This is a genomic window from Streptomyces sp. NPDC087787, assembly GCF_044743035.1.
GTDB lineage: Bacteria > Actinomycetota > Actinomycetes > Streptomycetales > Streptomycetaceae > Streptomyces.
In genome coordinates, this window is the sequence record NZ_JBIUVQ010000001.1 from 181,609 (window position 1) to 206,783 (window position 25,175).

A 25,175-nucleotide genomic window follows, 5' to 3' on the forward strand; every position below is an offset into this window, starting at 1 on the left:
GCCGCGCCGTTCAGCCGGCCCTCATGGGGCTCGTCGCCCCGAGCCCCTCGGCCGAACCGCTCAGCCCGGGTGCCGGGGGCCTGGGCCCGTCAGCCGGACCGCTCAGCCGAGTTCGTCGGCCGGGCCCGTCAGCCGGACCGCTCAGCCCGAGCCTCTCGACCCGAGCCGTTCATCGAGCTGCTCAGCCCGGGTCCCGGGGGCCTGGGCCCCTCAGCCGGACCCCTCAGCCGAGTTCGTCGCCCGGCCGGGCCCGTCAGCCCGGCTCCCCCTCGTCCACCATTCGCCGCAGCAGGTCACGCAGTGCCAGCCGTTCTCCCTCGGAGAGGCTCGCCAGTGGCTCCCGGGCGAAGCGCAGCCCTTCCCGCAGCTCGCGGGCCACCCGCCGCCCCTCCTCCGTCGCCGCCGCCAGCTTCACGCGCCGGTCGCCCGGATCCGGCCGCCGCTCCACCAGTCCCCGTGTCTCCAGCCGGTCCACGATCCCGGTGACGTTCGACGGTTCGCACTTCAGCTTCTGCGCCAGCCTCCGCATGGGCAGCGGCTCCAGCGACAGCAGGCTCAGCAGCCGCGCCTGCGCCCCGGTCAGCGCGTGCTCACCGGCGGCCTCCTCGTACTCCTCGTAGAAGCGGGCCACGACGTCCCCGATCAGCTCGACGACCTCCAGGGTCAGCGCGTCGGGGCGGCGGGTGTTCGGTGCGGCGGCCATGCGACCAGGGTACCGGCTTACTTGACTCGATGAAATATTCAGGTGCATGGTTGTTTCAGACACTGAAGTAACTGAAAGGCGCCTGCCGTGATCAACCGAGAATGGCACCTGCTCAGCCGCCCGGTCGGCTGGCCGAAACCGGAGGACTTCGCCCTGGTCGAGGCCGAGGTTCCGCAGCCGGGCGAGGGCCAGGTCCTCGTGCGCAACGAGTACCTCTCCGTCGACCCCTATATGCGGGGAAGGATGAACGCTGCCAAGTCGTACGCCGAGCCGTACGAGCTCGGCAGGCCCATGCAGGGTGGCGCCGTCGGCGAGGTCGTCGCCTCCGAGGCCGAGGGGATCGCGGTCGGCGACCACGTCCTGCACTTCGGCGGCTGGCGCGAGTACGCCGCCGTCAACGGCCGCGGCGCCGTCAAGGTCGACCCCGAGGTCGCGCCCCTGCCGGCGTACCTCGGTGTGCTGGGCATGACGGGGCTGACCGCCTACGCCGGTCTGCTGCGCATCGCCTCCTTCAAGGAGGGCGACGCGGTCTTCGTCTCGGGCGCGGCCGGCGCTGTCGGCGGCCAGGTCGGTCAGATCGCCAGGCTCAAGGGCGCGTCGCGGGTGATCGGCTCCGCGGGCTCCGACGAGAAGGTCCGGCTGCTGACCGAGGAGTACGGCTTCGACGCCGCCTTCAACTACCGGAACGGCCCGGTGGCCGAGCAGTTGAAGGCCGCCGCCCCGGACGGGGTCGACATCTACTTCGACAACGTCGGCGGCGAGCACCTGGAGGCCGCCATCGGCTCCCTCAACCTGGGCGGACGCATCGCCGTCTGCGGCATGATCTCGGTGTACAACAACACCGAGCCCGCCCCGGGCCCGAGGAACCTCGCCCGGCTGATCCAGACCCGCGGCCGCATCCAGGGCTTCCTCGTCGGCGACCACTCCGACCTCCAGCCCGAGTTCGTGCGGGAGGTCGGCGCCTGGGTGCGCTCGGGCGAGCTGAAGTACCGCGAGACCGTCGTCGAGGGCATCGAGAACACCCTGGAGGCCTTCCTCGGAGTGCTGCGCGGAGACAACACCGGGAAAATGATCGTCAAGCTGTGACCCCGCCCTGACAGCAGTTCCCGGAAGTTTCGGCATGCGGTAACTTCATTCCGGAACCTGAAACCGCCAGGTGCGACCGTGGGCGCGAGTCGCGGCGGACGTAGGAAGGAACGCAACCCCATGGCCATCCAGCACTCCGACGTTCTGTACACCGCCGTCGCCACCGCCGAGAACGGCCGCGACGGCCGGGTCGCCACCGACGACGGCAAGCTCGACGTCGTCGTCAACCCGCCCAAGGAGATGGGCGGCAGCGGCGCCGGCACCAACCCGGAGCAGCTGTTCGCCGCCGGCTACAGCGCCTGCTTCCAGGGCGCCCTCGGCGTCGTCGCCCGCCAGGAGGGCGCCGACATCTCCGGCTCCACCGTCACCGCGAAGGTCGGCATCGGCAAGAACGAGGACGGGTTCGGGATCATCGTGGAGATCTCCGCGGACATCCCGAACGTCGACGCCGCCACGGCCAAGAGCCTGGTGGAGAAGGCCCACCAGGTCTGCCCCTACTCGAAGGCGACCCGAGGCGACGTCACCGTGACACTGGGCTGAGCCGTACGGCTCGGTCGCCCGCGCCCGCGCACCCGGAGGGTGGGCGGGCGCGGGCCCCGCATACAGTCTTCCCATGCGTGACCTCGGGGCCGGTTTCGCCCATCTCCTCAAAGGCCAGCGCTGGATGGCCCGGCACGGGCAGTGGTACCGCTTCGGACTGCTCCCCGGTCTGATCACCCTCGTGCTGTACGCGGCGGCTCTCACCGCGCTGGCGCTGTGGGGCGACGACGCGGTCACGTGGGCCACCCCCTTCGCCGACGACTGGCCGGGCCCCTGGTCCGGTCTCTTCCGCGGCCTGCTCACCGCCGTGCTGTTCGCCCTGGGGCTGCTCCTCGCCGTGGTCACCTTCACCGCGGTCACCCTCCTGATCGGCCAGCCCTTCTACGAGAGCCTGTCCGAGCAGGTGGACCGGGACGTGTCGCCCGACGGCACGGCACCCGAGTCCGGCCTGCCGTTCTGGCGCGAGCTGTGGCTCTCGGCCCGTGACAGCCTGCGGATCGTCGTACGGGCCGCGCTGTGGGGCGTGCTGCTCTTCGCGCTGGGCTTCCTGCCGTTCGTCGGGCAGACGGTCGTGCCGGTGCTCGGCGTCTTCGTCACCGGCTTTTTCCTGACCGAGGAGCTCACCGCCGTCGCCCTCCAGCGCCGGGGTGTGGGACTCGGCGGCCGGCTGGCCCTGCTGCGCTCCCGCAAGCTGCTGGTCTGGGGCTTCGGCGCCCCGCTCGGCCTGGCCTTCCTGGTGCCGTTCGTGGCGGTGTTCCTCATGCCGGGCGCGGTCGCGGGCGCCACCCTGCTCGCCCGTGAGCTGCTGGACGAGGAGACCGGCGACGCGGTCGTTCCGGCACCGCGGACGCCCTCTCCGTCGGAGTCTTTGCACCCGCCTGACCCGGGGGCCGCGCCACAGCGGCGAAGCCGCCGTTGATTGTGAAGGGTTCGTACGAGATCGCGGGCCCCGTGCCCGATGACCGGCCCCCTTCTCCTCCCGGCGGCTAACGTCTGGTCCGGGCCGAGTCCGCCCACCGGCAGCCCGGCCCGGGACCTGACCCCCGGGCCGGGGCCGGCGCGTTCAGCGCGCCGAGAAGCCGTACACCGTCTCCGAGCGGAAGACCTCGCCCGGCCGCAGCTCGGTGCTCGGGAAGCCGGGGTGGTTGGGGGAGTCCGGGAAGTGCTGGGTCTCCAGGGCGATCCCGTCGCCGGGGGCGAAGGGGGTGGGAAGGTGGTCGCCGGTGTAGAGCTGGAGGCCGGGCTCGGTCGTCGCCACCGTCAGGACCCGGCCGGACGCCGGATCGTGCAGCTCGGCGACCTCCACCGGCTCGCCGGTGACGCCCTTGTCGAGGACCAGGTTGTGGTCGTATCCGGAGCCCGTCTTGCGCGGCTGCCGGAAGTCGAAGCGGGTGCCCGCCACCTCGTCGAGGGCGCCGGTCGGGATCAGCTCCGCGTCCACCGGGGTGTACCGGGAGGCGGCGAGGCGCAGTTCGTGGCCGCCCGTGTCGCCGCGGCCGCCGAGGTTCCAGTACGAGTGGCTGGTGAGGTTGACGACGGTCGGCGCGTCCGTGACCGCCTCGTAGGCGATGCGCAGGGCGCCCGCCGCGTCCAGGGTGTACGTCACCGAGACCTCCAGGCGGCCCGGGAAGCCCTCCTCGCCGTGCGGGCTGACCCGGCTGAGCCGCACCCCGTGCTCGACCGGCTCCGCCTCCCACATCCGCTTGTCGAAGCCGCCGTCCCCGCCGTGCAGCGAGTTGCCGCCCTCGTTCTGCTCCAGCGCGTACGTCCGTCCGTCCAGCGGGAAACGGCCCCCGGCGATCCGGTTGGCGTACCGCCCGATCAGCGCGCCGAGGAACGGCTCGGGGTGGGCCAGGTAGCCGTCGAGGCCGGGGAAGCCCAGCACCACGTCCGCCGTGCGCCCGTCCCGGTCCGGGACCTCGACCGACTGCACGATCCCGCCGTAGGACAGCACCCGTACCCGTACCCACACCCCGGCCCGCTCCAGCGTCCAGCGGTGCACCTCGGTGCCGTCGGCCAGCGTGCCGAAGAGTTCGCTCATGGGGAAACCCTAAGTCCTGTCGTCCGGGGGCCTTCAGGGGCGCTTCAAGGGCCGTTCGGGGGGCTGTTCAGAGGCAGCGTCAGGGTGTCTTCGCGGTGACGGTCCGGTAGGCGATCTCGGCTAGCCGCGCCTGGCCGTCGCGGCTCGGGTGGAACCAGTCCCAGCGGCTGAGCTGGTCGGTGCCGAAGCGGTAGTCGAAGACGGCGTTGTTGTCGAAGCGGCAGCGGCCGTCCTTCGCGCAGACCTCCTTCAGCACCCCGTTGTAGGCCCGCACCCGGGCCTGCACCGTGTCGCGCCGCTTGGTGGCCGCCGCGTCCAGCGCGTCGGCGTCGCCCAGCATGGACGGGCAGATGCCCAGCTTCCAGATCTGCTTGCCCAGCGCGTTCGTACGGCCCTCGGACCACAGCCGCTTCAGGTCCGGCACGCTGGAGACGTACACCTGTGTCTTGGGCAGGGCCTGACGCAGTGTGTCCATCGCGACCTCGAACTCGGTCCGGAAGACCGCCACCGGCGTCATCGCGTCCAGGGAGTCGCGGCAGGCGTCGTTGGCTCCGGCCATCACCGTCACCAGCTGCGGCTTCTTCTTCACGGCCTGCGCCATCTGGCTGTGCAGATCGGACATCCGGGACCCGGTCACCGCGAAGTTCCAGCTGCTCCGGGCCGCCCCGGTCGACCCGAGCAGCCGCACCGCCAGGCTGTTGACCGACGCGTCGCTGCCCGTCGCCCAGGACGCCTCCGGGCAGTCCGTCAGCACCAGGCAGGTGTCGAAACCGCGGGTGATGGAGTCGCCGACCGCGGCGATCGAGGCCGGGCTGGTGTTCCAGACGGGCGGTGCCGCGGCCGGGCGGGAGGCCCCGGCCCCCGCGCCGAGACCGGCGGCGTTGCAGCCCGCGGTGGCCAGTACGGCCGCCGCCACGACGGCGTGGGCGGCCCGGGTACGGTGACGTCGTTTCCGCATGCCGTGATCCCCTCGGTCGTCGTGAAGTGCTCCCCTCCATGAGAACGCGCGAGGGTTCCCGCCCCCACTCGAGTGGGCGGCGCGCACCCGTACAAGCGTCCCCCTGGGTGAATGGAGGGCGTTTCCTGGCACCGGGACCGACGGTACGTCACACTCCTTGCCCCGTCGCACGGTAGCCTCGCCATCAACGTGGCCTCACACGCCACCGCTGTCCGCCCGCCCGCACCATGTCCCGCTCTGCCCGGAGGTCCCGGTGACGACACGTGGAGTTCTGTACGTGCACTCCGCGCCGCGCGCGCTGTGCCCGCACGTCGAGTGGGCCGTCGCCGGGGTGCTCGGTACGCGCGTCAGCCTGGACTGGATCCGGCAGCCCGCCGCTCCCGGCACCTGGCGCTCGGAGTTCTCCTGGCAGGGCCAGCCCGGCACCGCCTCCAAGCTCGCCTCCGCGCTGCGCGGCTGGCAGCTGCTCCGCTTCGAGGTCACCGCCGAGCCCTGCCCCACCGCCGAGGGCGAGCGCTACAGCTGCACCCCCGACCTCGGCATCTTCCACGCCGTCACCGGCATCCACGGCGACATCCTCATCCCCGAGGACCGGCTGCGCGCCGCCCTGCTGCGCTCCCAGCGCGGGGAGACCGACCTGGAGGCCGAACTCGCCAAGCTCCTGGGCAAGCCCTGGGACGACGAGCTGGAGCCGTTCCGCTACGCGGGTGAAGGCGCCCCCGTGCGCTGGCTGCACCAGGTGGTCTGACGACCGCTCGCACAACGGAAGGGCCCCCACCGACCGGTGGGGGCCCTTCCGACATCCGCTGCCGGGGTCTCAGACCGACCGGAACGCCAGCACGACGTTGTGCCCGCCGAAGCCGAACGAGTCGTTCAGCGCGGCGATACGGCCCTCGGCGGGCAGCTTGCGCGCCTCCCCGCGGACCACGTCCGCGTTCGCCTCGGCCTCGGGGTCGAGGTTCTCGACGTTGATGGTCGGCGGAGCCACCCGGTGGTACAGCGCCAGCACCGTCGCCACCGACTCCACGCCGCCCGCGCCACCGAGCAGGTGACCGGTCATCGACTTGGTCGCGGAGACCGCCATGTGGTCGGCGTCGTCGCCGAAGACCTTGCGCAGCGCCTTCAGCTCCGCGATGTCACCCGCCGGCGTCGAGGTCGCGTGCGCGTTGACGTGCACGATCTCCGCCGGGTCCAGGCCGGTGTTCTCCAGCAGGTGCTGCAGGGCGTGCGAGATGCCCCGGCCCTCCGGCTCCGGCTGGACGATGTCGTGGGAGTCGGCGGAGATGCCCTGGCCGACCGCCTCCGCGTAGACGCGGGCACCGCGCTTGGCGGCGTGCTCGGCGGACTCCAGGACGAGCACACCCGCGCCCTCGCCGAGGACGAAGCCGTCCCGGTCGACGTCGTAGGGGCGCGAGGCGCCCTCGGGGTCCTCGTTGTTCTTCGACATCGCCATCATGTTGCCGAACGCGGCGATGGGCAGCGGGTGGATCGCCGCCTCCGTACCGCCGGCGACGACGACGTCGGCCCGGCCGGTGCGGATCATCTCGATGGCGTAGCCGATGGCCTCGGCACCCGAGGCACACGCCGAGACCGGCGTGTGCACACCCGCGCGGGCGCCCACGAGCAGGCCCACGTTGGCCGACGGGCCGTTCGGCATCAGCATGGGGACGGTGTGCGGGGAGACCCGGCGGACGCCCTTCTCCTTCAGCACGTCGTACTGGCCCAGCAGGGTGGTGACACCGCCGATGCCGGAGGCGACGACCGTGCCGAGCCGGTCCGGATCGACGGAACCGTCCTCACCGGCCTTGCCGGTGAAACCGGCGTCCTTCCAGGCCTCCTGGGCCGCGATCAGCGCGAACTGCGCGGAGCGGTCCAGCCGGCGCGCCTGCGGCCGCGGGATGACCTCGGTCGGCTCCACGGCCACCGGGGCGGCGATACGGACGGCCTGGTCCGCCGCCCACTCCTGGGACAGGGGCTTCACGCCGGACTTGCCGGCGACCAGGCCCTCCCAGGTGGAAGCTACGTCGCCACCCAGCGGTGTGGTTGCGCCGATACCGGTGACGACCACGGTGCGATTGGTCGAGCTCACGGGAATTCTTTCTCCAACGGAACGAGGATTCGTACGGCGCCACCGCCGGGTGGCGGGGCAGTCAGCCCAAGGCTGTGATCGGTCGATCAGCCCTGGTGCTTGAGGATGTAGTCGGTCGCGTCGCCGACCGTCTTGAGGTTCTTGACGTCCTCGTCGGGGATCTTGACGTCGAAACGCTCTTCGGCGGCGACGACGACCTCGACCATGGACAGCGAGTCGACGTCCAGGTCGTCGGTGAAGGACTTGTCCAGCTGGACGTCCTCGACCGGGATCCCGGCGATCTCGTTCACGATCTCCGCGAGACCGGCGACGATCTCTTCCTGAGTGGCGGCCATGTCGGCGCTCCTTCGTAGATTTCCAGAGGGTGTGGCGCCCACCGCGTCAGCGGCAGGGGTGTGCGGTCCCGCACCGGAAGCATGATCCGGCACGGAGTGCCTAGGGGAGGGTAACGACCGTCGCGGCGTACACGAGACCCGCCCCGAAGCCGATGACGAGCGCGGTGTCGCCGCTCTTCGCCTCGCCGGTCGCCAGGAGCCGCTCCATCGCGAGCGGGATCGAGGCGGCCGAGGTGTTGCCGGTGGTGCGGATGTCACGGGCGACCGTGACGTGCTCCGGCAGCTTGAGCGTCTTCACCATCGAGTCGATGATCCGCACGTTGGCCTGGTGCGGGATGAAGACGTCCAGTTCGTCCGGGGTGATCCCGGCCGCGTCCAGCGCCTGCTGGGCGACCTTCGCCATCTCGAACACGGCCCAGCGGAAGACCGCCTGGCCCTCCTGCGTGATCGCGGGGAACTTGACGTTGCCCTCGCTGTCGACAGGGAGTTCGGAGACGTCGCCGATCCTGAAGCGGTCCCACGGGACGGTCTGCTTGATGGTCTCGGCCTTGTCGCCCTCCGAGCCCCACACGGTCGGGCCGATCGCGGGCTCCTGCGAGGGGCCGACCACGACCGCGCCTGCGCCGTCACCGAACAGGAAGGCCGTGGCCCGGTCCTCCAGGTCGGTCAGGTCGGAGAGCCGCTCCACGCCGATGACCAGCACGTACTCCGCCGAGCCCTCGACGACCAGGCCCTTGGCCAGGGTGAGGCCGTAGCCGAAGCCGGCGCAGCCCGCCGAGATGTCGAAGGCGGCCGCCCTGTCCGTGCCCAGCTTGTCCGCGATCTCGGTGGCGATGGCCGGGGTCTGGCTGAAGTGCGAGACCGTCGAGACGACCACGGCGCCGATCTGCGAGGCGTCGATCCCGGCGTCCGCGATCGCCTTGCCGGAGGCCTCGATCGACATCGCCGCGACCGTCTCCTCGGGCGACGCCCAGTGCCGGGTCTCGATGCCCGAGCGCGAGCGGATCCACTCGTCGGACGAGTCGATCGTCTCGAGGATCACCTCGTTGGGCACCACGCGTGTGGGCCGGTAGCCGCCCACACCGAGGATGCGCGCGTACGGGGCACCCTTGCTGGGCTTGATCTTCGACATGCTCGTCGGCTCCTTAAGGCGTCAGGCGCTCGCGTGCTCGGCGATGAGCTCGCGGGCCGCGTCGAGGTCGTCGGGGGTCTTCAGCGCCAGCGTCTTCACGCCGGGCAGCGCGCGCTTGGCCAGGCCGGTCAGGGTGCCGCCGGGGCAGACCTCGATCAGAGCGGTGGCGCCCAGCTCCTTGAAGGTCTCCATGCACAGGTCCCAGCGGACCGGGTTGGCGACCTGGCCGACCAGCCGCTCGACGACCTCGGCGCCGCTGTGCACGGCCCGGCCGTCCTTGTTGGAGACGTAGGTGACCTTCGGGTCGGCGGGCGAGAGCGCCTTGGCGGCCTCCGCCAGCTTCTCGACCGCGGGCGCCATGTGGTGCGTGTGGAAGGCGCCGGCCACCTTCAGCGGGACGACCTTGCGCACGCCCTCCGGCATGTCCTCGCTCAGGGCGGCGAGCTGCTCCATGGTGCCGGCGGCCACGATCTGGCCGGCCCCGTTGACGTTCGCCGGGGTCAGGCCCAGCTTGCCCAGGTGCGCCGTGGACACGTCCGGGTCGCCGCCGAGCAGCGCCGACATGCCCGTCTCGGTGATCGCGGCGGCCTCGGCCATGGCCAGGCCGCGGCGGCGGACCAGGGTCAGCGCCGCGCTGTCGTCCAGGACGCCCGCGAACGCGGCGGCGGTGATCTCGCCGACGCTGTGGCCCGCGACCACGTCCGCGGCGGTGTCACCCAGTGCCGCGGACGACAGCAGCCCGGCGGCGACCAGCAGTGGCTGGGCCACCGAGGTGTCGCGGATCGCGTCCGCGTCGGCCTGCGTGCCGTAGTGGACGAGGTCCAGGCCGATGGCGTCGGACCAGGCGGCCACACGGTCGGCGGCGCCGGGCAGTTCGAGCCAGGGAGTCAGGAAGCCGGGCGTCTGGGCGCCTTGGCCGGGAGCGACGAGTACGAGCACTCTCACACTCTCTCTTGGGGACGGCCGCGACCGCCCGTGGGGACAGGGACGAAGAACAGGAAGGGGTTTTGTGGGCCCCCGACAAAAGCCTAGGCCTGGGGATCTCCGTCGGCCAGACGCCCCAGGATCAGTGCGATCCGCAGGGTGAACGCGGATCGTACATCGGAGGGTGACCAACCGGTGACGTCAGTCACACGTCGGAGCCGGTAGCGCACGGTGTTCGGGTGAACGAAGAGCATCCTGGCCGCGCCTTCGAGACTGCTCGCCTGCTCCAGATAGACGCTGAGCGTTTCGAGCAACGCGGAGCCGGCCTCCTCCAGCGGTCTGTAGATCTCCTCTACCAACTGCTCCCGTGCGCCCGGGTCACCGGCGATGGCGCGCTCCGGCAGGAGATCGTCCGCCAGTACCGGCCGCGGCGCGTCCTGCCAGGCCGAGCAGGCCTTCAGCCCGGCCGCGGCGGCCTGCGCGGACCGGGTCGCGGCGAGCAGATCGGGCACGACGGGCCCGGCGACGACGGGGCCCGGGGCATACGGCCCGATCAACGACTTGGCCACCGCCAGCGGATTGTCGCTGCCGCCCGCGATCACGACCAGCCGGTCCCCGAGGACCCCGGTGAGCACCTGGAGCTTGGCGTGCCGGGCGGCCCGCCGGATGGCCTCCACGGTCAGCTCGGAGTCCCCGTCGGGAGCGGTCCCGAGCACCACGCACACGTGTTCGGGAGAGTTCCAGCCCAGGGCGGCGGCCCGCGACACGGCCCCTTCGTCGGCCTCCCCGCTCAGCACCGCGTTGACGACCAGGGACTCCAGCCGGGCGTCCCAGGCACCGCGTGCCTCGGCGGCCTGCGCGTAGACCTGGGCGGTGGCGAAGGCGATCTCACGGGCGTAGACGAGCAGCGCCTCCCGGAGCGCGGACTCGTCGCCCGGCGCCGCCACCTCGTCGATGGCCGACTCCATGACCTCGATCGTGGTGCGCACCATCTCCACGGTCTGCCGCAGCGTGATCGCCCGCGTCAGCTCGCGCGGCGCGGTCCCGAACACATCGGTGGAGATCGCCTGGGGCGCGTCCGGGTGCCGGAACCACTCGGTGAACGCGGCGATGCCCGCCTGGGCGACCAGCCCGATCCAGGAACGGTTCTCCGGGGGCATCGCCCGGTACCACGGCAGCGTCTCGTCCATCCGCGCGATCGCCTGCGCGGCCAGCGACCCGGAGGACTTCTCCAGTCTTTTCAGGGTCGCGGCATGGGGATGGACGGAGTGGACTGCGGCATCGGCCTGGCGGGTTTCGGGTTCGGGCACGGGGACAAGACTGCCTCATCCGGACGTGCGTGCGTGTGGCCGGGTCTGGCCTGGGCTGCCGGGGCCCCTCACAGCCGGGAGTTACGGTGGTCCGCGTGACGACGGAAGTACGGCGCGCGGCAGAGCGCTACGAGGGCGGCGAGCCGGCCGCCGGAATCACCTCCCGGCACGCCTTCTCCTTCGGCCCGCACTACGACCCGGACAACCTCCGCTTCGGCGCGATGATCGCCTGCAACGAGGAACATGTGGCCCCCGGCGCCGGCTTCGACGAGCACCGGCACAGCCACACCGAGATCGTCACCTGGGTCGTCGAGGGCGAACTGACCCACCGCGACTCCACGGGCCGCGAGACGGTGGTCCGCCCCGGCGACGTCCAGCGCCTGAGCTCGGCGGGCGGCGTCCACCACGTGGAACGCAACGCCGGCCCCGGCCCCCTGACCTTCGTCCAGACCTGGCTGGCCCCCCTGGAGCCCGGTGGCACCCCCTGCTACGAACTCGTCCACGGCATCGCCGACTCCACCCCGTACGCCGTCCCGGAGGCCGGCGCCATGCTCCACGTCCGCCGCCTGGCGACGGGCGAACGGACGGCGGTCCCGGACGCGGCGTACGTGTACGTCCATGTGGTGCGGGGCGAAGTGCGCCTGGGCGAGAATCAGTTGGGCCCGGGGGACGCGGCCCGCCTCACGTCGGCCGGGGACGCCGAGGCGGAGGCCCTGACGGACGCGGAGCTGCTGATGTGGGAGATGGCGGCCGCCTGACCCCGTGAACGGAGACGACGCCCCGTTACCTCCCCGGCCCCCGGCCGTCGGGCTCGTCGTCCCACCGCGGGAGCGTGACGCGCCCACTCAGCCAGTCGCGGCGCAGGATCGCGTAGCCGACCGTGTCGTGGAGCGTGCCGTCCCGGTCCGGCCAGGCGTCCCGGTAGTGGGCTTCCTTGGCGTAGCCGCAGCGCAGGAAGACGCGGCGCATCGCGTGGTTGTCCTGGCGCGTGGTCCCCTCGATGCGGCGGATGTGCGGGAACTCCTCGAACAGATACCGCGTCAGCCAGGTCACGGCCTCGCGGCCGATGCCGCGCCCCCGGTGCCCGGCCCGCAGGCGAAGGTCGAACAGGGGCGTGTCGTCGGCCAGGTCCAGGAGCCGGACCAGGCCGACGGGTTCCTCGGCGGCGAGGATCCAGAAGCTCCTGTTCTCCTCACTCTCGAAGCGTCCCTCGGCGATCCAGCGGCGGGCGGTGTCGCCGTCCACCTCGCTGACGCTGTGCAGCGGCCAGCTCTCACCGGTCAGGAAGCGGACCAGGGGCTCGGTGTCCGAAGGGAGCAGGCGCCGGAAATCGAGGTCCATGGCCGGCCGGGTCTCAGGCGGCGCGCAGTTCGGACAGGACCGCGTCCGTGAACGGCGGCCAGGCCTCGGTCGCCCACGGGCCGAAGGGGCGGTCCGTCAGGGCGACGCACGCCGCGCCCGCGGCCGGGTCGGTCCACAGGAACGTGCCGGACTGGCCGAAGTGGCCGAAGGTGCGAGGGGAGGAGGAAGTGCCCGTCCAATGGGGGGACTTGGAGTCGCGGATCTCGAAGCCGAGGCCCCAGTCGTTGGGGTTCTGGTGGCCGTAGCCCGGCAGGACGCCCTTGGTGCCGGGGTACTGGACCGTCATCGCCTCGGCGACCGTGCGCGGGTCCAGCAGGCGCGGGGCCTGTATCTCGGCGGCGAAGAGGAGCAGGTCGTCGACCGTCGAGACCGCGTCCTTCGCCGGGGAGCCGTCCAGGGTCGTCCGCGTCATGCCCAGCGGGGCCAGGACCGCCTGGCGCAGGTACTCCGCGAACGGGATGTCCGTGACCTTCGCCACATGGTCGCCGAGCTGCTCGAAGCCCGCGTTGGAGTACAGCCGCCGCTCGCCGGGCGGGGCCATCACCCGGTGCTCGTCGAAGGCCAGCCCCGAGGTGTGGGCGAGCAGATGGCGGACGGTCGCGCCGGGCGGCCCGGCCGGCTCGTCCAGCTCGATCGCGCCCTCCTCGTAGGCGACGAGCACCGCGTAGGCCGCCAGCGGCTTGGTGACCGAGGCCAGCGGGAAGGGCCGCGCGGCCGGGCCGTGGGTGCCCAGGACCGTGCCGTCCGCGCGGACCACGCCCGCCGCCGCGGTGGGGACCGGCCAGTTCTCGATCGACGCCAGGGAGTTCAACGACATGACGTCGAGCCTAAGCGCTCAGAGCCACAGCTCCAGCAACGGGTCGGGCTTGGGCCGGAAGCCGAGGGAGGCGTACAGCGGCGCCCCCTCGGTGGACGCGGTGAGCTGCACCCGGCCGGCCCCGCGCTCGCGGAACCAGTCCAGCAGCGTCTCCATGCACGCGCGCGCGTACCCGCGACGGCGGGCGTCCGGATCCGTCGCGACGCTGAAGACGTGGCCGACCGCGCCCCCGGGGTGGCCCGCCCGGCCGATCCGGTAGTCGATCGTGCCCGCCACCAGCGCGGCCAGCGCCCCCGGTCGTTCCGGATGGTCCACGACGTACGCCGCGAAGTCCCCGTCCGGGTCGGCCAGCCTCGCGCGCAGGACGGGCAGGGACTCCGCGTGCCAGTCGGTGGAAGGATCGGTGCCGTGGACCGAGTCGATCATCACCTGGCGCAGTCGCAGCACTTCCGCGGCGTCCTCGGGCTCAGCGCGTCGTACGAGACTCATGACCGGCACGCTAACGACCCCGCACGTGCCGCGTCGCGCGTATTTCCCGCCCCGGTGCCGGACCCGGCTTGCTTGGAGCGCACTCGAAGGCCATAGCGTTGAGGCCATGACGGTGACGCAGACCACGGCCGTGACCATCGAGAAGACCGAGGAAGCCCCCACCGGCGCCGACCTCTGTTCCGCCCCGCCCCGGCGGCATCCACGCCCCGACGGGCAGGACGGATACACGATCAGCGAGGTCGTCGCCTTCACCGGGCTGACGGCCCACACCCTGCGCTGGTACGAGCGGATCGGCCTGATGCCCCACGTCGACCGCTCGCACACCGGCCAGCGCCGGTACAGCAACAGCGACCTCGACTGGCTCGACCTGGTCGGCAAGCTCCGGCTGACCGGGATGCCGGTCGCCGACATGGTCCGGTACGCGGAGCTGGTGCGCGCGGGCGAGAGCACCTACGGCGAGCGGTGCGCGCTGCTGGAGGCGACCCGCCGGGACGTCCTGGCCCGGATCGCCGAACTCCGCGACACGCTGGCGGTACTGGACCGCAAGATCAGCTTCTACGCGGACGCCGGACGACACTGAGCGGCGCAAGCGCCGCCGGGAAGCCGCACGCTCCTGAGAAGACGCACGCTCCTGAGAAACGGAGACAACGCGATGACCGAAAGCAGGATCCCGACCGTACGGCTGGGTGAGGAGGGACCGGAGGTCGGCGTACAGGGCCTCGGCTGCATGGGCATGAGCTTCGCCTACGGCCCCACGGACGCGGAGGAGTCCCGCGCCGCCCTGGAACGCGCCTTGGAACTGGGCGTGACCCTCTACGACACGGCCGACGCCTACGGGCGGGGCGAGAACGAGCGGTTCCTCGCGCCCTTCGTCAAGGCGCACCGGGACGAGGTCGTGATCGCCACCAAGTTCGCCCTGTCGATCCCGCCGGACGAGCCGAACCGGCGGATCATCCGCAACGACCCGCCGTACATCCGGCAGGCCGCCGAGGCGAGCCTGCGGCGCCTGGACGTCGACGTGATCGACCTCTACTACATGCACCGCCGCGACGTGAACGTCCCGATCGAGGAGAGCGTCGGGACCATGGCCGAGCTGGTGCGCGAGGGCAAGGTGAAGCACCTGGGCCTGAGCGAGGTCACGGCCGGCGAACTGCGGGCCGCGCGGGCCGTGCACCCGATCGCCGCGGTGCAGTCGGAGTGGTCGCTGTTCAGCCGCGACATCGAGGCGCACGTGGTGCCCGCGGCGCGCGATCTCGGCGTGGCGCTTGTGCCGTACTCGCCGCTCGGCCGGGGCTTCCTGACCGGCGGGTTCGTCGACGCCGAGAAGGATCTGACCGGCGACGACCTCCGCCGCACCATGCCCCGCTTCCAGGGGGAGAACGCGGTGGCCAACGCCGCCCTGCTGGAGCCGGTCCGCACGGTCGCCGAGGCCCATGGAGCCTCGCTCGCGCAGATCGCGCTGGCCTGGGTGCAGCAGCAGTCGTCCGTGCACGGCCTCCCGGTCGTCCAGATCCCCGGCACCCGCAGGGCGAGCCGGGTGGAGGAGAACGCGGCGGCGACCCGGATCGTCCTGACGGACGAGGAACTGGCGCTGCTTGAGCCGATCGCCGCGAAGGTGTCGGGGCCGCGTTACGCCGACATGGCGTTCACGTCGCGAGGCCGGGAGGAGCAGTAGCCCCGCGGCTCGGCCGAGCGGAGCAGTAGCCCCGCGGCTCGGCCGAGCGGTAACTCCTACAGCTCGGACAGGAGTTCCGCCTTCTTCAGCGAGAACTCCTCGTCGGTGACCAGCCCCGCCCGATGCAGCTCCCCCAGGTGGCGGATCCGTTCCGCGATGCCGGCGGGGTCGCGGTGAGGGGCCGGCACCGGTACCGGCGTCGCCGGACCCGCCTCCCGCACCGCCGCCAGGACGGCCGCGGCGAACGGCAGTGACTCGTGCACCGGCCCGTATCCGAGCCCGAACACCACCGAGGCCGGATCCTGGTCCGGCTGCGACAGAGGTGCGGCGGCGCCCGGATCGCGCGGCAGCAGCCGCAGATGCCCCTCGAAGGCCTCGGGGGAGCGCCACTGCACCCCGCCCATGTCGGCGACGGGGAAGCTCTGGTCCCCGGCCTTCCACTTGGCCGAGGAGGCTCCCGTCCAGGACCACCGGAACCGCACCGCCGTACCGTCGAAGGACGCCTTCCCGTCGTACGCCTTGAACTGGAGCGGGGCCGCTGGTGCCGCCACCAGATGGCGGTCGGCCGGTCCGCTCGCGAAGAGCCGGGCGCGCAGTTGCTCGGCGTAGCGCTCGGCCAGCGGCTCCTGTCCGGCGGGCAGCACCAGGCGGTACGGGTCGCAGCTCTCCTTGAGCTGCCCGTCGGCCGCGTCCATCAACGGGTCGGCGCCCGGTCTGGGCTCGGCACGCAGGACCACGGTGCCGCGGCGCCCCGCGCCGAGCGTCACGCCCGCGAGGGCCGCCAGCGGGATCCTGCGGGTTCCGAGGACCTGGAAGAGCTTGGGTGTTCGAATCCCCCGTTCGTAGCGGATGAGCACGGAATCGGACTCGAACTCCCAGGCAGCATGAAATCCGGCCAGTACATCACCCATGCGGCTCATCGTAGGGGGCCGGGGCTCCCGCGTCCCTCCCCGGGCGGACCGCAGTTCCTGCTGTCTCTACGCGCGTCCGGCCGGTGTCGCGCCGGACAAATCCGCCCGGCATCCGTCGTCGTCATGTGCGCACCGCACCGAGCCGTACGCGCCGACCCCGATCTCGGCGAAGTTGGCCAGGCTGTCGGTGCCCGGCTCGAAGTAGCCGGCGTGGCCCTTGGCATCCTGTGCCGAGAGAACCCGTGCCCCGAACGCCGGGGAGACCGGGTCGGCGCCGTGGCCGAGGCCGCCGAGTTCGAGGTAGGGCACGTCCTGGATCCAGTCCGTGGCGTCCCGCATCGCCCATACCCGGGCGGAGGTGTGCAAGTGGGAGGCGCTCTGCACGCGCATGCCCGGGCTGGCGGCCACCGCTATGTCGGAGACCCGCCGCGGCAGGGCACGCGCGGCCACGCCGCACACCACCGACCCGTAGCTGTGGCAGAACAGCGAGACGGAGGAGTCGCCGGGCAGCCCCCGCAGCAGCTTGTTCAGCCGCACCGCGCCCTCCGTGGCGCGCATCGCCGTGGCCGCGTCCACGCCGAGCCCGCTCGGCGAGGTGTAGTCGGCCCAGGCGATCACGGCCGTACGGGTCGAGGGGTCCGCCTCGCGTTCCGCCGCGTACAGCGACTTCGCCATGCCGTACGGCGCCGAGTACGGGCGGTAGGTCTTCCGGAAGGTGATCAGGTCGGTGTCGACGCCGGGGACGACGACGGAGACCCGTTCGGCCCTGCGCAGGTCGCCGAAGACCTCGGCGACCCGGCCCGAGCCCTCGGGATCGAAGGCCAGGATCTGCCGGTCCTTCGCCATCAGCGAGGTGTAGCGCTGCATGCGGCGGCCCGCGTCCTGCTGCCCGGCCAGTGAGAGCCGGCTGTCGTGCGTGCGGGCCAGCTCGGTTCTGCGCGCCTGGCGCAGCGCGATGCGGTTGGCCTGGTAGCGCAGCCGGACCGGGGCGCCGGCCATGTTGCCGACCGCGAGCGGATAGCGACGGGCGAGCCGGCCGCGGTCCTGCGAGCCGAGCGAGTCGAAGAAGCGCCGCAGCAGATCGGGGGAGGCGTCCGCGTCCGGCAGCCGGTGCCCGTGCAGGCGGCCGTGGTCCCAGGCGGTCAGCGACGCCTGGAGGGCGGTGGTCCCGCGATGGCCGCGCACCGCGGTCCAGCCGGTGGTGGCCAGCATCACGAAGACCACGGCCAGCGCGAGCAGTGCGCGCCAGACGTTGAGTTGGGGGGAGGCGTCGAAGGAAGTCACTGGAAGGACACACTAGGAGAACGAGACGGTCTCGCGTTAACCGAGTGACAGGTATCACGTTTCGCGCGGCGTGACGGTGACCTCAGCCGCTGAGCGTGTCCAAGGTCCGGCGGGCGTAAAGCAGTTCAAGATCGGTGGAATGTGACGGCTCAACGCCGCGGGCTCGTACGCCAGTTCCCGGTGAGGGCGGGTCCCAGCTGATCGAGGTACGCGGCGGTGAGTTCGCGCATGGTCTCCGCGCCGGCGTCCTCACGCGTGCTCCACTGGCAGCTCGTCACGCGCATCACCGCGCCGAACACGGCCACCGCCAGCCGCGGCCGTGGGTCGGTGTCCACATCGAGGCCCTCGCGCTCGGCGAGCAGCCGCGCGATCTGCTCCTCGGTCTGCGCCGAGCGCCGCAGATGCTCGGCGAGCAGGACCGGCGTCGACTCGATCACCCGGAACATGCGCAGATACAGCTCCACGGGCACGACGCTCCCCACGGCGTCGCTGATCGTGTCCCAGCCCTCCAGCAGGCTCCGGCGCAGCGCCTCCAGCGGAGCCTCCCCGGGCGGGCGGGCGCGCAGCGAGTCGACGAAGTGCGCCTCCACCATCTCCTGCACGGCGAAGGCGGCCTCCTCCTTGCCCGGGAAGTAGCGGAAGAAGGTGCGCTGGGAGACGTCGACGGCCTCGGCGATCTCGTCGACCGTCGTCCGTTCGTACCCCTGGGTGGTGAACAGTTCCAGGGCCGCCCGCAGCAGTGCGTCGCGGGTGCGCCGCTTCTTGCGTTCGCGCAGTCCCGGCCGTGCCGCCGGCCGTGCCGGCGTCCGTGGCGCCGTCCCGGCGGTCCCCGCCGTCTCCATGGACCTCTCCGGACCTCTTTCCCGCACCGCTTCCCCGAACGCGAACCGTTTCCCCTGATCAGACTATAGGGGAGTGACACGTCAGTGACCGACTTGTGAATTGGTTTGTCGTTTGTCAGTGGCTGTCATTAGCCTCGAAGGTATGACTAGTCAGACCACCATCGACACGACGGGGCCGGGGGACGGCGCCTCCGCGGGCCTGTCGGACCCCACGCCCGCGAAGGGGCTGCGCGGGCACCCGTGGGTCACCCTGATCACCGTCGCCGTAGGGGTCATGATGGTGGCCCTCGACGGCACCATCGTGGCCATCGCCAACCCCGTGATCGGCAGGGAGCTGCACGCGACCCTCGCCGACGTGCAGTGGATCACCAACGCCTACTTCCTCGCCCTCGCGGTCTCCCTGATCACCGCGGGCAAGCTCGGTGACCGCTTCGGGCACCGGCAGACCTTCCTCATCGGTGTGACCGGCTTCGCCGCCGCCTCGGGCGCCATCGGCCTGTCGGACACCATCGCCATGGTCATCACCTTCCGGGTCTTCCAGGGTCTGTTCGGCGCGCTGCTGATGCCGGCCGCGCTCGGCCTGCTGCGGGCCACCTTCCCGGCCGAGAAGCTCAACATGGCCATCGGTATCTGGGGCATGGTCATCGGTGCCTCCACCGCGGGCGGCCCGATCCTCGGCGGTGTGCTCGTCGAGCACGTCAACTGGCAGTCGGTGTTCTTCATCAACGTGCCCGTCGGCGTCCTCGCCCTGGTCCTGGGCCTGCTGATCCTGCTCGACCACCGCGCCGAGAACGCGCCGCGCTCCTTCGACGTCCTCGGCATCGCCCTGCTCTCCGGGGCGATGTTCTGCCTGGTGTGGGCCCTGATCAAGGCTCCGGCCTGGGGCTGGGGCGACGGCACGACGTGGACGTTCATCGGCGTCTCCGTGCTCGGCTTCGCCGCCTTCGCCTTCTGGGAGACCAGGGTGAAGGAGCCGCTCATCCCGCTGGCGCTGTTCCGCTCGGTCCCGCTGTCCGCGGGTGTGGTGCTCATGGTGCTGATGGCCATCGCGTTCATGGGCGGCCTGTTCTTCGTGACCTTCTACCTCCAGAACGTCCACGGGATGAGCCCGATCGAGGCGGGCACGCACCTCCTCCCGCTCACCGGCATGATGATCGTCGGCTCCCCGCTCGCGGGCTTCATGATCACCAAGGTGGGCCCGCGCATTCCGCTGGCGGGCGGCATGGCGGCCACCGCGCTCGCCATGTACGGCATGTCCACGCTTGAGACGGGCACGAGCGGCCTCACCATGTCGCTCTGGTTCGCCCTTCTCGGTCTCGGCCTCGCCCCCGTCATGGTGGGCGCCACCGAGGTCATCGTCGGCAACGCGCCCCTGGAGCTGTCCGGTGTGGCCGGCGGTCTCCAGCAGTCCGCCATGCAGATCGGCGGCAGCCTCGGCACGGCCGTGCTGGGCGCGGTGATGGCCTCCAAGGTCAACAGCGACCTGGCAGGCAACTGGAAGGACGCGGGGCTCCCGCCGCTCACCCACAGCCAGCTCGACCGGGCCTCCGAGGCGGTCCAGTTCGGCGCGGCGCCGGTGCCGGAGGGCACGCCCGAGGTGATCGCCACGAAGATCACCTCCGTCGCGCACGAGACGTTCATCTCCGGGATGAGCCTCGCCTCCCTCGTGGCCGCCGGGATCGCGGCCGTGGCCGTCCTGGTGGCCCTGTTCACCAAGCGCGGGGAGAACGCGGAGGCCGGCGCGGGCGTCGGCCACATCTGACGGCGCCCCTGATCGGCGGAGTTCGCCCGTCAGGGTGACTCCGCCGAAGATCCCTCGCCTCCCGTGCGTACCGCGGGTGACAGTGGGTCAAGTCCTCCGCAGGGGACGGGGGAGAAGCGGCCGGCGCGCGCTGCTGGAGGGGGCAGCGCGCGGGCGGCTTCAGGGGCCGGAACCGGGGTACCCGCACCTACGAAACCCAGAGGAACTCCAACTCGACAGATGTCCAAGGGAGTTGATGATGGCGGGCTTCGGAGGCGGAACGCGCGGGTACCCCCGTTCACGCGGCCGGACGTGGCAGCGGAACCGGCCGGACCGCGCGACACTCGGGATCATCGGGACCATCTGCGCGGTCGCCGGTTTCTTCGCGCTGGGGATCGTCCTCGGCCCGGCGGCGGTCGTCTGCGGCTGGCTCGCGATGGGCCGCACCTGGGCGGGCGACCGCTCGCTCCCGGCCCTGGTCGCCGTGGTCCTGGGCGCCATCGACACCCTCCTGGCCGTCGTCTGGCTGGCCGGAGCGGCAACGCCGGGCAGCGGCCTGTTCTGACACCGGACGAGAGTTCCGACACCGGACAAGAGGGCGGCGGACCGATGGTCCGCCGCCCTCTTGCGGCTTCGGGAGTGTCTCCCTAGGCGTCGCCGCCCGCCGTGCCCGGGTCGGCCGCCGACACCTCCAGGATCCGGTAGCGGTCCAGGGCCTGCTTCAGCACCGACCGGTCGACCCTGCCCTCCCGGGCCAGCTCCGTCAGCACCGCCAGCACGATCGACTGGGCGTCGATGTGGAAGAACCGCCGCGCCGCCCCGCGGGTGTCGGCGAAGCCGAAGCCGTCGGCACCCAGCGACTGGTACGTACCCGGCACCCACCGCGCGATCTGGTCCGGCACCGAGCGCATCCAGTCGGAGACGGCCACGAACGGCCCCTCGGCCGCGCTCAGCCTCCGCGTCACCCACGGCACCCGCTGCTCCTCCTCCGGGTGCAGCAGGTTGTACTCCTCGCACGCCACGGCCTCGCGCCGCAGCTCGTTCCAGGAGGTCGCCGACCAGACACCGGCCCGGACGTTCCACTCCTCGGCGAGGATCCGCTGCGCCTCCAGGGCCCACGGGACCGCCACACCCGACGCCATGATCTGTGCCGGGATGTCGCCCGTCGTTCCCTCGCCGAGCCGGTGCAGGCCCTTGAGGATGCCCTCGGTGTCCACGTCCGCCGGCTCGGCCGGCTGCTGGATCGGCTCGTTGTAGACGGTGAGGTAGTAGAAGACGTCCTCGCCGTGCGGATGCCGCTCGTCGCCGCCGTACATGCGGCGCAGTCCGTCCTGCACGATGTGCGCGATCTCGTACCCGTACGCCGGGTCGTAGGCCACGCACGCCGGGTTGGTGGAGGCCAGCAGCTGGGAGTGCCCGTCGGCGTGCTGGAGCCCCTCACCCGTCAGGGTCGTGCGGCCGGCGGTCGCGCCCAGGACGAAACCGCGCGCCAGCTGGTCGGCCATCTGCCAGAACTGGTCGCCGGTGCGCTGGAAACCGAACATCGAGTAGAAGACGTACACCGGGATCAGCGGCTCGCCGTGGGTGGCGTAGGCCGAGCCCGCCGCGATCAGCGAGGCCGTGCAGCCCGCCTCGGAGATGCCGTCGTGCAGCATCTGCCCGGTCGGCGACTCCTTGTAGGCGAGCAGCAGCTCGCGGTCGACGGACTCGTACTGCTGGCCCAGCGGGTTGTAGATCTTCGCGCTCGGGAAGAAGGAGTCCATCCCGAACGTGCGGTACTCGTCCGGCGCGATCAGCACGAACCGCCTGCCGATCTCCTTGTCCCGCATGAGGTCCTTCAGTAGCCGGACGAAGGCCATGGTGGTCGCGATGGACTGCTGGCCCGAGCCCTTCTTCACGGACGCGTACGTCCGGTCGCCCGGAAGGCTGAGCGGCTCGGAGCGCACGATCCGGGTCGGCACGTAGCCGCCGCAGCCCTTGCGGCGGTCGTGCATGTACTGGATCTCCTCGGTCTCCCGGCCCGGGTGGTAGTACGGCGGCGGGCCGGACTCCAGCTCCCGGTCGGAGATCGGCAGGTGCAGACGGTCGCGGAAGTGCTTGAGATCGTCGACCGTCAGCTTCTTCATCTGGTGGGTGGCGTTGCGGCCCTCGAAGTTCGGGCCGAGCGTCCAGCCCTTGACCGTCTTGGCCAGGATGACCGTCGGCTGCCCCTTGTGGTCCAGGGCCGCCTTGTACGCCGCGTAGATCTTGCGGTGGTCGTGACCGCCGCGGCCCAGGTGCAGGATCTGCTGGTCGGTCATGTGCTCGACCATCTTGCGCAGCCGGTGGTCGTCGCCGAAGAAGTGCTCGCGGATGTAGGCGCCGGACTCGGTCGCGTAGGTCTGGAACGCGCCGTCCGGCGTGGTGTTCATCCTGTTGACCAGCACGCCGTCGCGGTCCTGGGCCAGCAGCGGGTCCCAGGTGCGGTCCCAGATGAGTTTGATCACGTTCCAGCCGGCGCCGCGGAAGACCGACTCCAGCTCCTGGATGATCTTGCCGTTGCCGCGCACCGGGCCGTCCAGGCGCTGGAGGTTGCAGTTGACCACGAAGGTCAGGTTGTCCAGGCCCTCACGGGCGGCGATCGACAACTGGCCGAGCGACTCCGGCTCGTCCATCTCGCCGTCGCCGAGGAACGCCCACACGTGCGAGTCGGAGGTGTCCGCGATCCCGCGCGCCTGCATGTACCGGTTCATCCGGGCCTGGAAGATCGCGCCGATCGGGCCGAGGCCCATGGAGACCGTCGGGAACTCCCAGAAGTCCGGCATCGAGCGCGGATGCGGATAGCTGGACAGGCCGTACGGCGCCTTGGACTTCTCCTGGCGGAAGCCGTCCAGGTGCTCCTTGGAGAGCCGGTCCAGCAGGTACGCGCGCGCGTAGATGCCCGGTGAGGCGTGCCCCTGGAAGAAGACCTGGTCGCCGCCCCGTCCGTCGTCCTTGCCGCGGAAGAAGTGGTTGAAGCCGACGTCGTAGAGGGAGGCGGAGGAGGCGAAGGTGGCGATGTGGCCGCCGACGCCGATGCCCGGACGCTGGGCGCGGGAGACCATCACCGCGGCGTTCCAGCGCGTGGCGTTGAGGATCCTGCGCTCGATCTCCTCGTTGCCGGGGAAGAACGGCTCGCTCTTGGTGGGGATCGTGTTGACGTAGTCCGTGCTGCGCATCTCGGGCACGGCCACGCGCTTCTCGCGGGCGCGCTCGATCAGCCGGAGCATGAGGTAGCGGGCCCGCTCACGGCCCCGCTCGTCGACCGCGGCGTCGAGCGAGTCGAGCCACTCCTGGGTCTCCTCGGGATCGAAGTCAGGAACCTGACTCGGGAGGCCGCCAATGATGATCGGGTTTCGATCGGATCCGGAAGCCACGCTGTTCCTTACCTGTCAGAGGGCTGACATGTCTGGGGCGAATCTGGGTTCGTTCTGTTCGTTTCCTGCGTTCCTGTAGGTTTGTCTGACTGTGTCTGCACCGTTCCCCATCGTGTACCTTGCGCGAGCCGCACGTCATCTCTACCGCGGGGTAACCAACGGCTCTCTCCGGCATCCCCTGCCCGGAGGCGTGCTCTCAAACACGCGAACCGGACAGAACGGTGTGGTGTGTGTCACCGCTGATCGCGATACCGTGTCAGGAGTTGCGGCGACACAGCCGGGATCGTCACCGTTTCGGCGGTCTGAACCGCCGGGTACTTGCGCGATCCGGCCCGCCCGTGTGGACTACGGCCAATGCTTCGCGCACGCGCGTGGCTGAAGACCTAAATCGCAACATCATCAGGAGGCAACCCGTGAGCGCGACCGCGGACCACGCGGAGGAGCGGACCAACCCAGCCGCCAGGCTGGGATTCCAGCCCGGGCAGGTGGTCCAGGAGATCGGCTACGACGACGACGTAGACCAGGACCTCCGCGAGGCCATCGAGGAAGCGATCGGCAGCGAGCTCGTGGACGAGGACTACGACGACGTGGCCGACGCCGTGGTGCTGTGGTTCCGCGACGACGACGGCGACCTTACGGATGTGCTGGTGGACGCCACCACGTACATCGAGGAGGGTGGCGCGATCCTGCTCTTCACGCCGAAGACGGGCCGTGCCGGTTACGTGGAGCCGAGTGACATCTCGGAAGCCGCGACCACGGCGGGGCTGTCGGCGAGCAAGAGCGTCAGCGTCGGCAAGGACTGGAGCGGCAGCCGCCTCGCGACGCCCAAGGCAGCCAAGTCGAAGAAGTAGCTCCACCTCGTCCCCGGACCGACGGACGGGCCGACTCCGGTCGGCCCGTCCGTCGGCCTGCGGTGATCACTGCGTAGGGTGGCATCACCCGAACAGGCCCACCGAAGGGAAGCAGGACGATGGCGATCCAGGTCGGCGACAAGGCACCCGACTTCGAACTCAAGGACAACCACGGCCGGACCGTGCGGCTGTCCGACTTCCGCGGCGAGAAGAACGTGGTGCTGCTCTTCTACCCGTTCGCCTTCACCGGTGTGTGCACCGGCGAGCTGTGCGCCCTGCGCGACAACCTGCCGAAGTTCGTCAACGACGACACCCAGCTGCTCGCCGTCTCCAACGACTCCATCCACACCCTGCGCGTCTTCGGCGAGCAGGAGGGCCTGGAGTACCCGCTGCTGAGCGATTTCTGGCCGCACGGCAACACGTCGCGCGCCTACGGCGTCTTCGACGAGGGCAAGGGCTGCGCGGTGCGCGGCACCTTCATCATCGACAAGGAGGGCGTCGTGCGCTGGACGGTCGTCAACGGCCTGCCGGACGCGCGCGACCTGAACGACTACGTGAAGGCGCTCGACACCCTGTGACCCGGTGCCCCCGACACCGGTGATTCTTCGGCTCCAGGGCCTGCGTGGCGCGGGAACCCGTCACTAGGATCGAGTCGTTGATCCCATATCCGATGCACGACGGGGCTCCCCG

The 25,175-nt window shown here is 71.2% G+C and carries 26 protein-coding genes; 11 read left to right on the forward strand and 15 right to left on the reverse strand.

The genetic code is table 11. The features are described from left to right. Positions 1–253 precede the first annotated feature (253 nt). The gene (locus tag ACIOWN_RS00835; RefSeq protein WP_362347468.1) at positions 254–703 is read right to left on the reverse strand and encodes a MarR family transcriptional regulator; all 450 of its coding nucleotides are present in this window, start codon (positions 701–703) and stop codon (positions 254–256) included. Between the two features lie 87 nt (positions 704–790). Here ACIOWN_RS00835 and ACIOWN_RS00840 point away from each other — a divergent pair, with 87 nt between their 5' ends. The 3 genes from ACIOWN_RS00840 (at position 791) to ACIOWN_RS00850 (ending at position 3,248) form a co-directional block, all read left to right on the forward strand. Beyond that, positions 791–1,789: an NADP-dependent oxidoreductase gene (locus tag ACIOWN_RS00840; protein ID WP_401979564.1), complete on the forward strand. Its 999-nt coding sequence runs from the start codon at positions 791–793 to the stop codon at positions 1,787–1,789. Between the two features lie 120 nt (positions 1,790–1,909). Next, positions 1,910–2,329 carry an organic hydroperoxide resistance protein gene (locus ACIOWN_RS00845; protein WP_362347472.1) on the forward strand — a complete coding sequence of 140 codons (420 nt, stop codon included), beginning with the start codon at positions 1,910–1,912 and terminating at the stop codon, positions 2,327–2,329. 73 nt (positions 2,330–2,402) lie between these two features. After that, positions 2,403–3,248, forward strand: coding sequence for an EI24 domain-containing protein (locus ACIOWN_RS00850; protein WP_401979566.1), 846 nt, complete (start codon positions 2,403–2,405; stop codon positions 3,246–3,248). Between the two features lie 144 nt (positions 3,249–3,392). On the opposite strand, the gene ACIOWN_RS00855 is transcribed toward ACIOWN_RS00850, so the two are convergent. Then, the gene (locus ACIOWN_RS00855; RefSeq protein WP_401979568.1) at positions 3,393–4,370 is read right to left on the reverse strand and encodes an aldose epimerase family protein; all 978 of its coding nucleotides are present in this window, start codon (positions 4,368–4,370) and stop codon (positions 3,393–3,395) included. Between the two features lie 79 nt (positions 4,371–4,449). Beyond that, a complete protein-coding gene (locus ACIOWN_RS00860; RefSeq protein ID WP_401979570.1) occupies positions 4,450–5,328 on the reverse strand; it encodes an SGNH/GDSL hydrolase family protein in 879 nt (292 codons plus the stop codon). 253 nt (positions 5,329–5,581) lie between these two features. Between ACIOWN_RS00860 and ACIOWN_RS00865 the strand changes: the two genes are divergently transcribed. Next, positions 5,582–6,076 (forward strand): DUF3145 domain-containing protein, encoded by a 495-nt coding sequence (locus tag ACIOWN_RS00865; protein WP_141361221.1) that lies wholly within the window; start codon positions 5,582–5,584, stop codon positions 6,074–6,076. A 69-nt stretch (positions 6,077–6,145) separates the two neighbouring features. On the opposite strand, the gene fabF is transcribed toward ACIOWN_RS00865, so the two are convergent. The 5 genes from fabF to fasR all read right to left on the reverse strand — a co-directional run bounded on the left by fabF (position 6,146) and on the right by fasR (position 11,118). Continuing rightward, positions 6,146–7,417, reverse strand: a complete 1,272-nt coding sequence (fabF, locus tag ACIOWN_RS00870) for a beta-ketoacyl-ACP synthase II (RefSeq protein WP_401979572.1) — start codon at positions 7,415–7,417, stop codon at positions 6,146–6,148. Positions 7,418–7,503: 86 nt separating this feature from the next. Next, positions 7,504–7,752, reverse strand: coding sequence for an acyl carrier protein (locus ACIOWN_RS00875; RefSeq protein ID WP_003989952.1), 249 nt, complete (start codon positions 7,750–7,752; stop codon positions 7,504–7,506). A 100-nt stretch (positions 7,753–7,852) separates the two neighbouring features. Further along, on the reverse strand, positions 7,853–8,884 hold the full coding sequence (locus tag ACIOWN_RS00880) for a ketoacyl-ACP synthase III (RefSeq protein ID WP_362347483.1): 1,032 nt from the start codon (positions 8,882–8,884) through the stop codon (positions 7,853–7,855). Positions 8,885–8,905: 21 nt separating this feature from the next. Next, on the reverse strand, positions 8,906–9,823 hold the full coding sequence (locus tag ACIOWN_RS00885) for an ACP S-malonyltransferase (protein WP_362347485.1): 918 nt from the start codon (positions 9,821–9,823) through the stop codon (positions 8,906–8,908). An 89-nt stretch (positions 9,824–9,912) separates the two neighbouring features. Beyond that, positions 9,913–11,118, reverse strand: a complete 1,206-nt coding sequence (fasR, locus tag ACIOWN_RS00890; RefSeq protein ID WP_362347487.1) for a fatty acid biosynthesis transcriptional regulator FasR — start codon at positions 11,116–11,118, stop codon at positions 9,913–9,915. Between the two features lie 95 nt (positions 11,119–11,213). Between fasR and ACIOWN_RS00895 the strand changes: the two genes are divergently transcribed. Continuing rightward, the gene (locus ACIOWN_RS00895; protein WP_362347489.1) at positions 11,214–11,876 is read left to right on the forward strand and encodes a pirin family protein; all 663 of its coding nucleotides are present in this window, start codon (positions 11,214–11,216) and stop codon (positions 11,874–11,876) included. 25 nt (positions 11,877–11,901) lie between these two features. Here the strand turns inward: ACIOWN_RS00895 and ACIOWN_RS00900 are convergent, their stop codons facing one another. From ACIOWN_RS00900 to ACIOWN_RS00910, 3 genes are read right to left on the reverse strand one after another with little or no spacing between them, the layout of a single operon-like run. Beyond that, the gene (locus ACIOWN_RS00900; protein WP_362347491.1) at positions 11,902–12,459 is read right to left on the reverse strand and encodes a GNAT family protein; all 558 of its coding nucleotides are present in this window, start codon (positions 12,457–12,459) and stop codon (positions 11,902–11,904) included. 13 nt (positions 12,460–12,472) lie between these two features. Beyond that, the gene (locus ACIOWN_RS00905; RefSeq protein ID WP_362347493.1) at positions 12,473–13,297 is read right to left on the reverse strand and encodes a serine hydrolase domain-containing protein; all 825 of its coding nucleotides are present in this window, start codon (positions 13,295–13,297) and stop codon (positions 12,473–12,475) included. 18 nt (positions 13,298–13,315) lie between these two features. Next, positions 13,316–13,786, reverse strand: a complete 471-nt coding sequence (locus ACIOWN_RS00910) for a GNAT family N-acetyltransferase (protein ID WP_362347495.1) — start codon at positions 13,784–13,786, stop codon at positions 13,316–13,318. Positions 13,787–13,892: 106 nt separating this feature from the next. Between ACIOWN_RS00910 and ACIOWN_RS00915 the strand changes: the two genes are divergently transcribed. Together ACIOWN_RS00915 and ACIOWN_RS00920 are read left to right on the forward strand one after the other, a co-directional pair. Further along, entirely contained in the window at positions 13,893–14,366 is a 474-nt protein-coding gene (locus ACIOWN_RS00915) for a MerR family transcriptional regulator (protein WP_362347497.1), read from the forward strand. A 72-nt stretch (positions 14,367–14,438) separates the two neighbouring features. Further along, positions 14,439–15,461 carry an aldo/keto reductase gene (locus ACIOWN_RS00920; protein WP_362347499.1) on the forward strand — a complete coding sequence of 341 codons (1,023 nt, stop codon included), beginning with the start codon at positions 14,439–14,441 and terminating at the stop codon, positions 15,459–15,461. Between the two features lie 56 nt (positions 15,462–15,517). Here ACIOWN_RS00920 and ACIOWN_RS00925 read toward each other — a convergent pair whose 3' ends face one another. From ACIOWN_RS00925 to ACIOWN_RS00935, 3 genes are all read right to left on the reverse strand, one after another. Further along, on the reverse strand, positions 15,518–16,372 hold the full coding sequence (locus tag ACIOWN_RS00925) for a DUF4429 domain-containing protein (RefSeq protein ID WP_362347501.1): 855 nt from the start codon (positions 16,370–16,372) through the stop codon (positions 15,518–15,520). Between the two features lie 66 nt (positions 16,373–16,438). Next, entirely contained in the window at positions 16,439–17,656 is a 1,218-nt protein-coding gene (locus ACIOWN_RS00930; RefSeq protein ID WP_401979580.1) for an alpha/beta hydrolase, read from the reverse strand. Positions 17,657–17,805: 149 nt separating this feature from the next. After that, entirely contained in the window at positions 17,806–18,498 is a 693-nt protein-coding gene (locus ACIOWN_RS00935; RefSeq protein ID WP_362347505.1) for a TetR family transcriptional regulator, read from the reverse strand. Positions 18,499–18,640: 142 nt separating this feature from the next. Between ACIOWN_RS00935 and ACIOWN_RS00940 the strand changes: the two genes are divergently transcribed. Then, positions 18,641–20,260: an MFS transporter gene (locus ACIOWN_RS00940; RefSeq protein ID WP_362347507.1), complete on the forward strand. Its 1,620-nt coding sequence runs from the start codon at positions 18,641–18,643 to the stop codon at positions 20,258–20,260. Positions 20,261–20,495: 235 nt separating this feature from the next. After that, positions 20,496–20,804, forward strand: a complete 309-nt coding sequence (locus tag ACIOWN_RS00945) for a small hydrophobic protein (RefSeq protein WP_362347509.1) — start codon at positions 20,496–20,498, stop codon at positions 20,802–20,804. Positions 20,805–20,886: 82 nt separating this feature from the next. On the opposite strand, the gene aceE is transcribed toward ACIOWN_RS00945, so the two are convergent. After that, positions 20,887–23,634: a pyruvate dehydrogenase (acetyl-transferring), homodimeric type gene (gene aceE / locus ACIOWN_RS00950; RefSeq protein WP_362347511.1), complete on the reverse strand. Its 2,748-nt coding sequence runs from the start codon at positions 23,632–23,634 to the stop codon at positions 20,887–20,889. Positions 23,635–24,047: 413 nt separating this feature from the next. Between aceE and ACIOWN_RS00955 the strand changes: the two genes are divergently transcribed. Both ACIOWN_RS00955 and ACIOWN_RS00960 read left to right on the forward strand, forming a co-directional pair. Continuing rightward, positions 24,048–24,485, forward strand: coding sequence for a DUF3052 domain-containing protein (locus ACIOWN_RS00955; RefSeq protein ID WP_362347513.1), 438 nt, complete (start codon positions 24,048–24,050; stop codon positions 24,483–24,485). A 119-nt stretch (positions 24,486–24,604) separates the two neighbouring features. Beyond that, positions 24,605–25,063, forward strand: a complete 459-nt coding sequence (locus tag ACIOWN_RS00960) for a peroxiredoxin (RefSeq protein ID WP_362347515.1) — start codon at positions 24,605–24,607, stop codon at positions 25,061–25,063. The last annotated feature ends 112 nt before the right edge of the window (positions 25,064–25,175 follow it).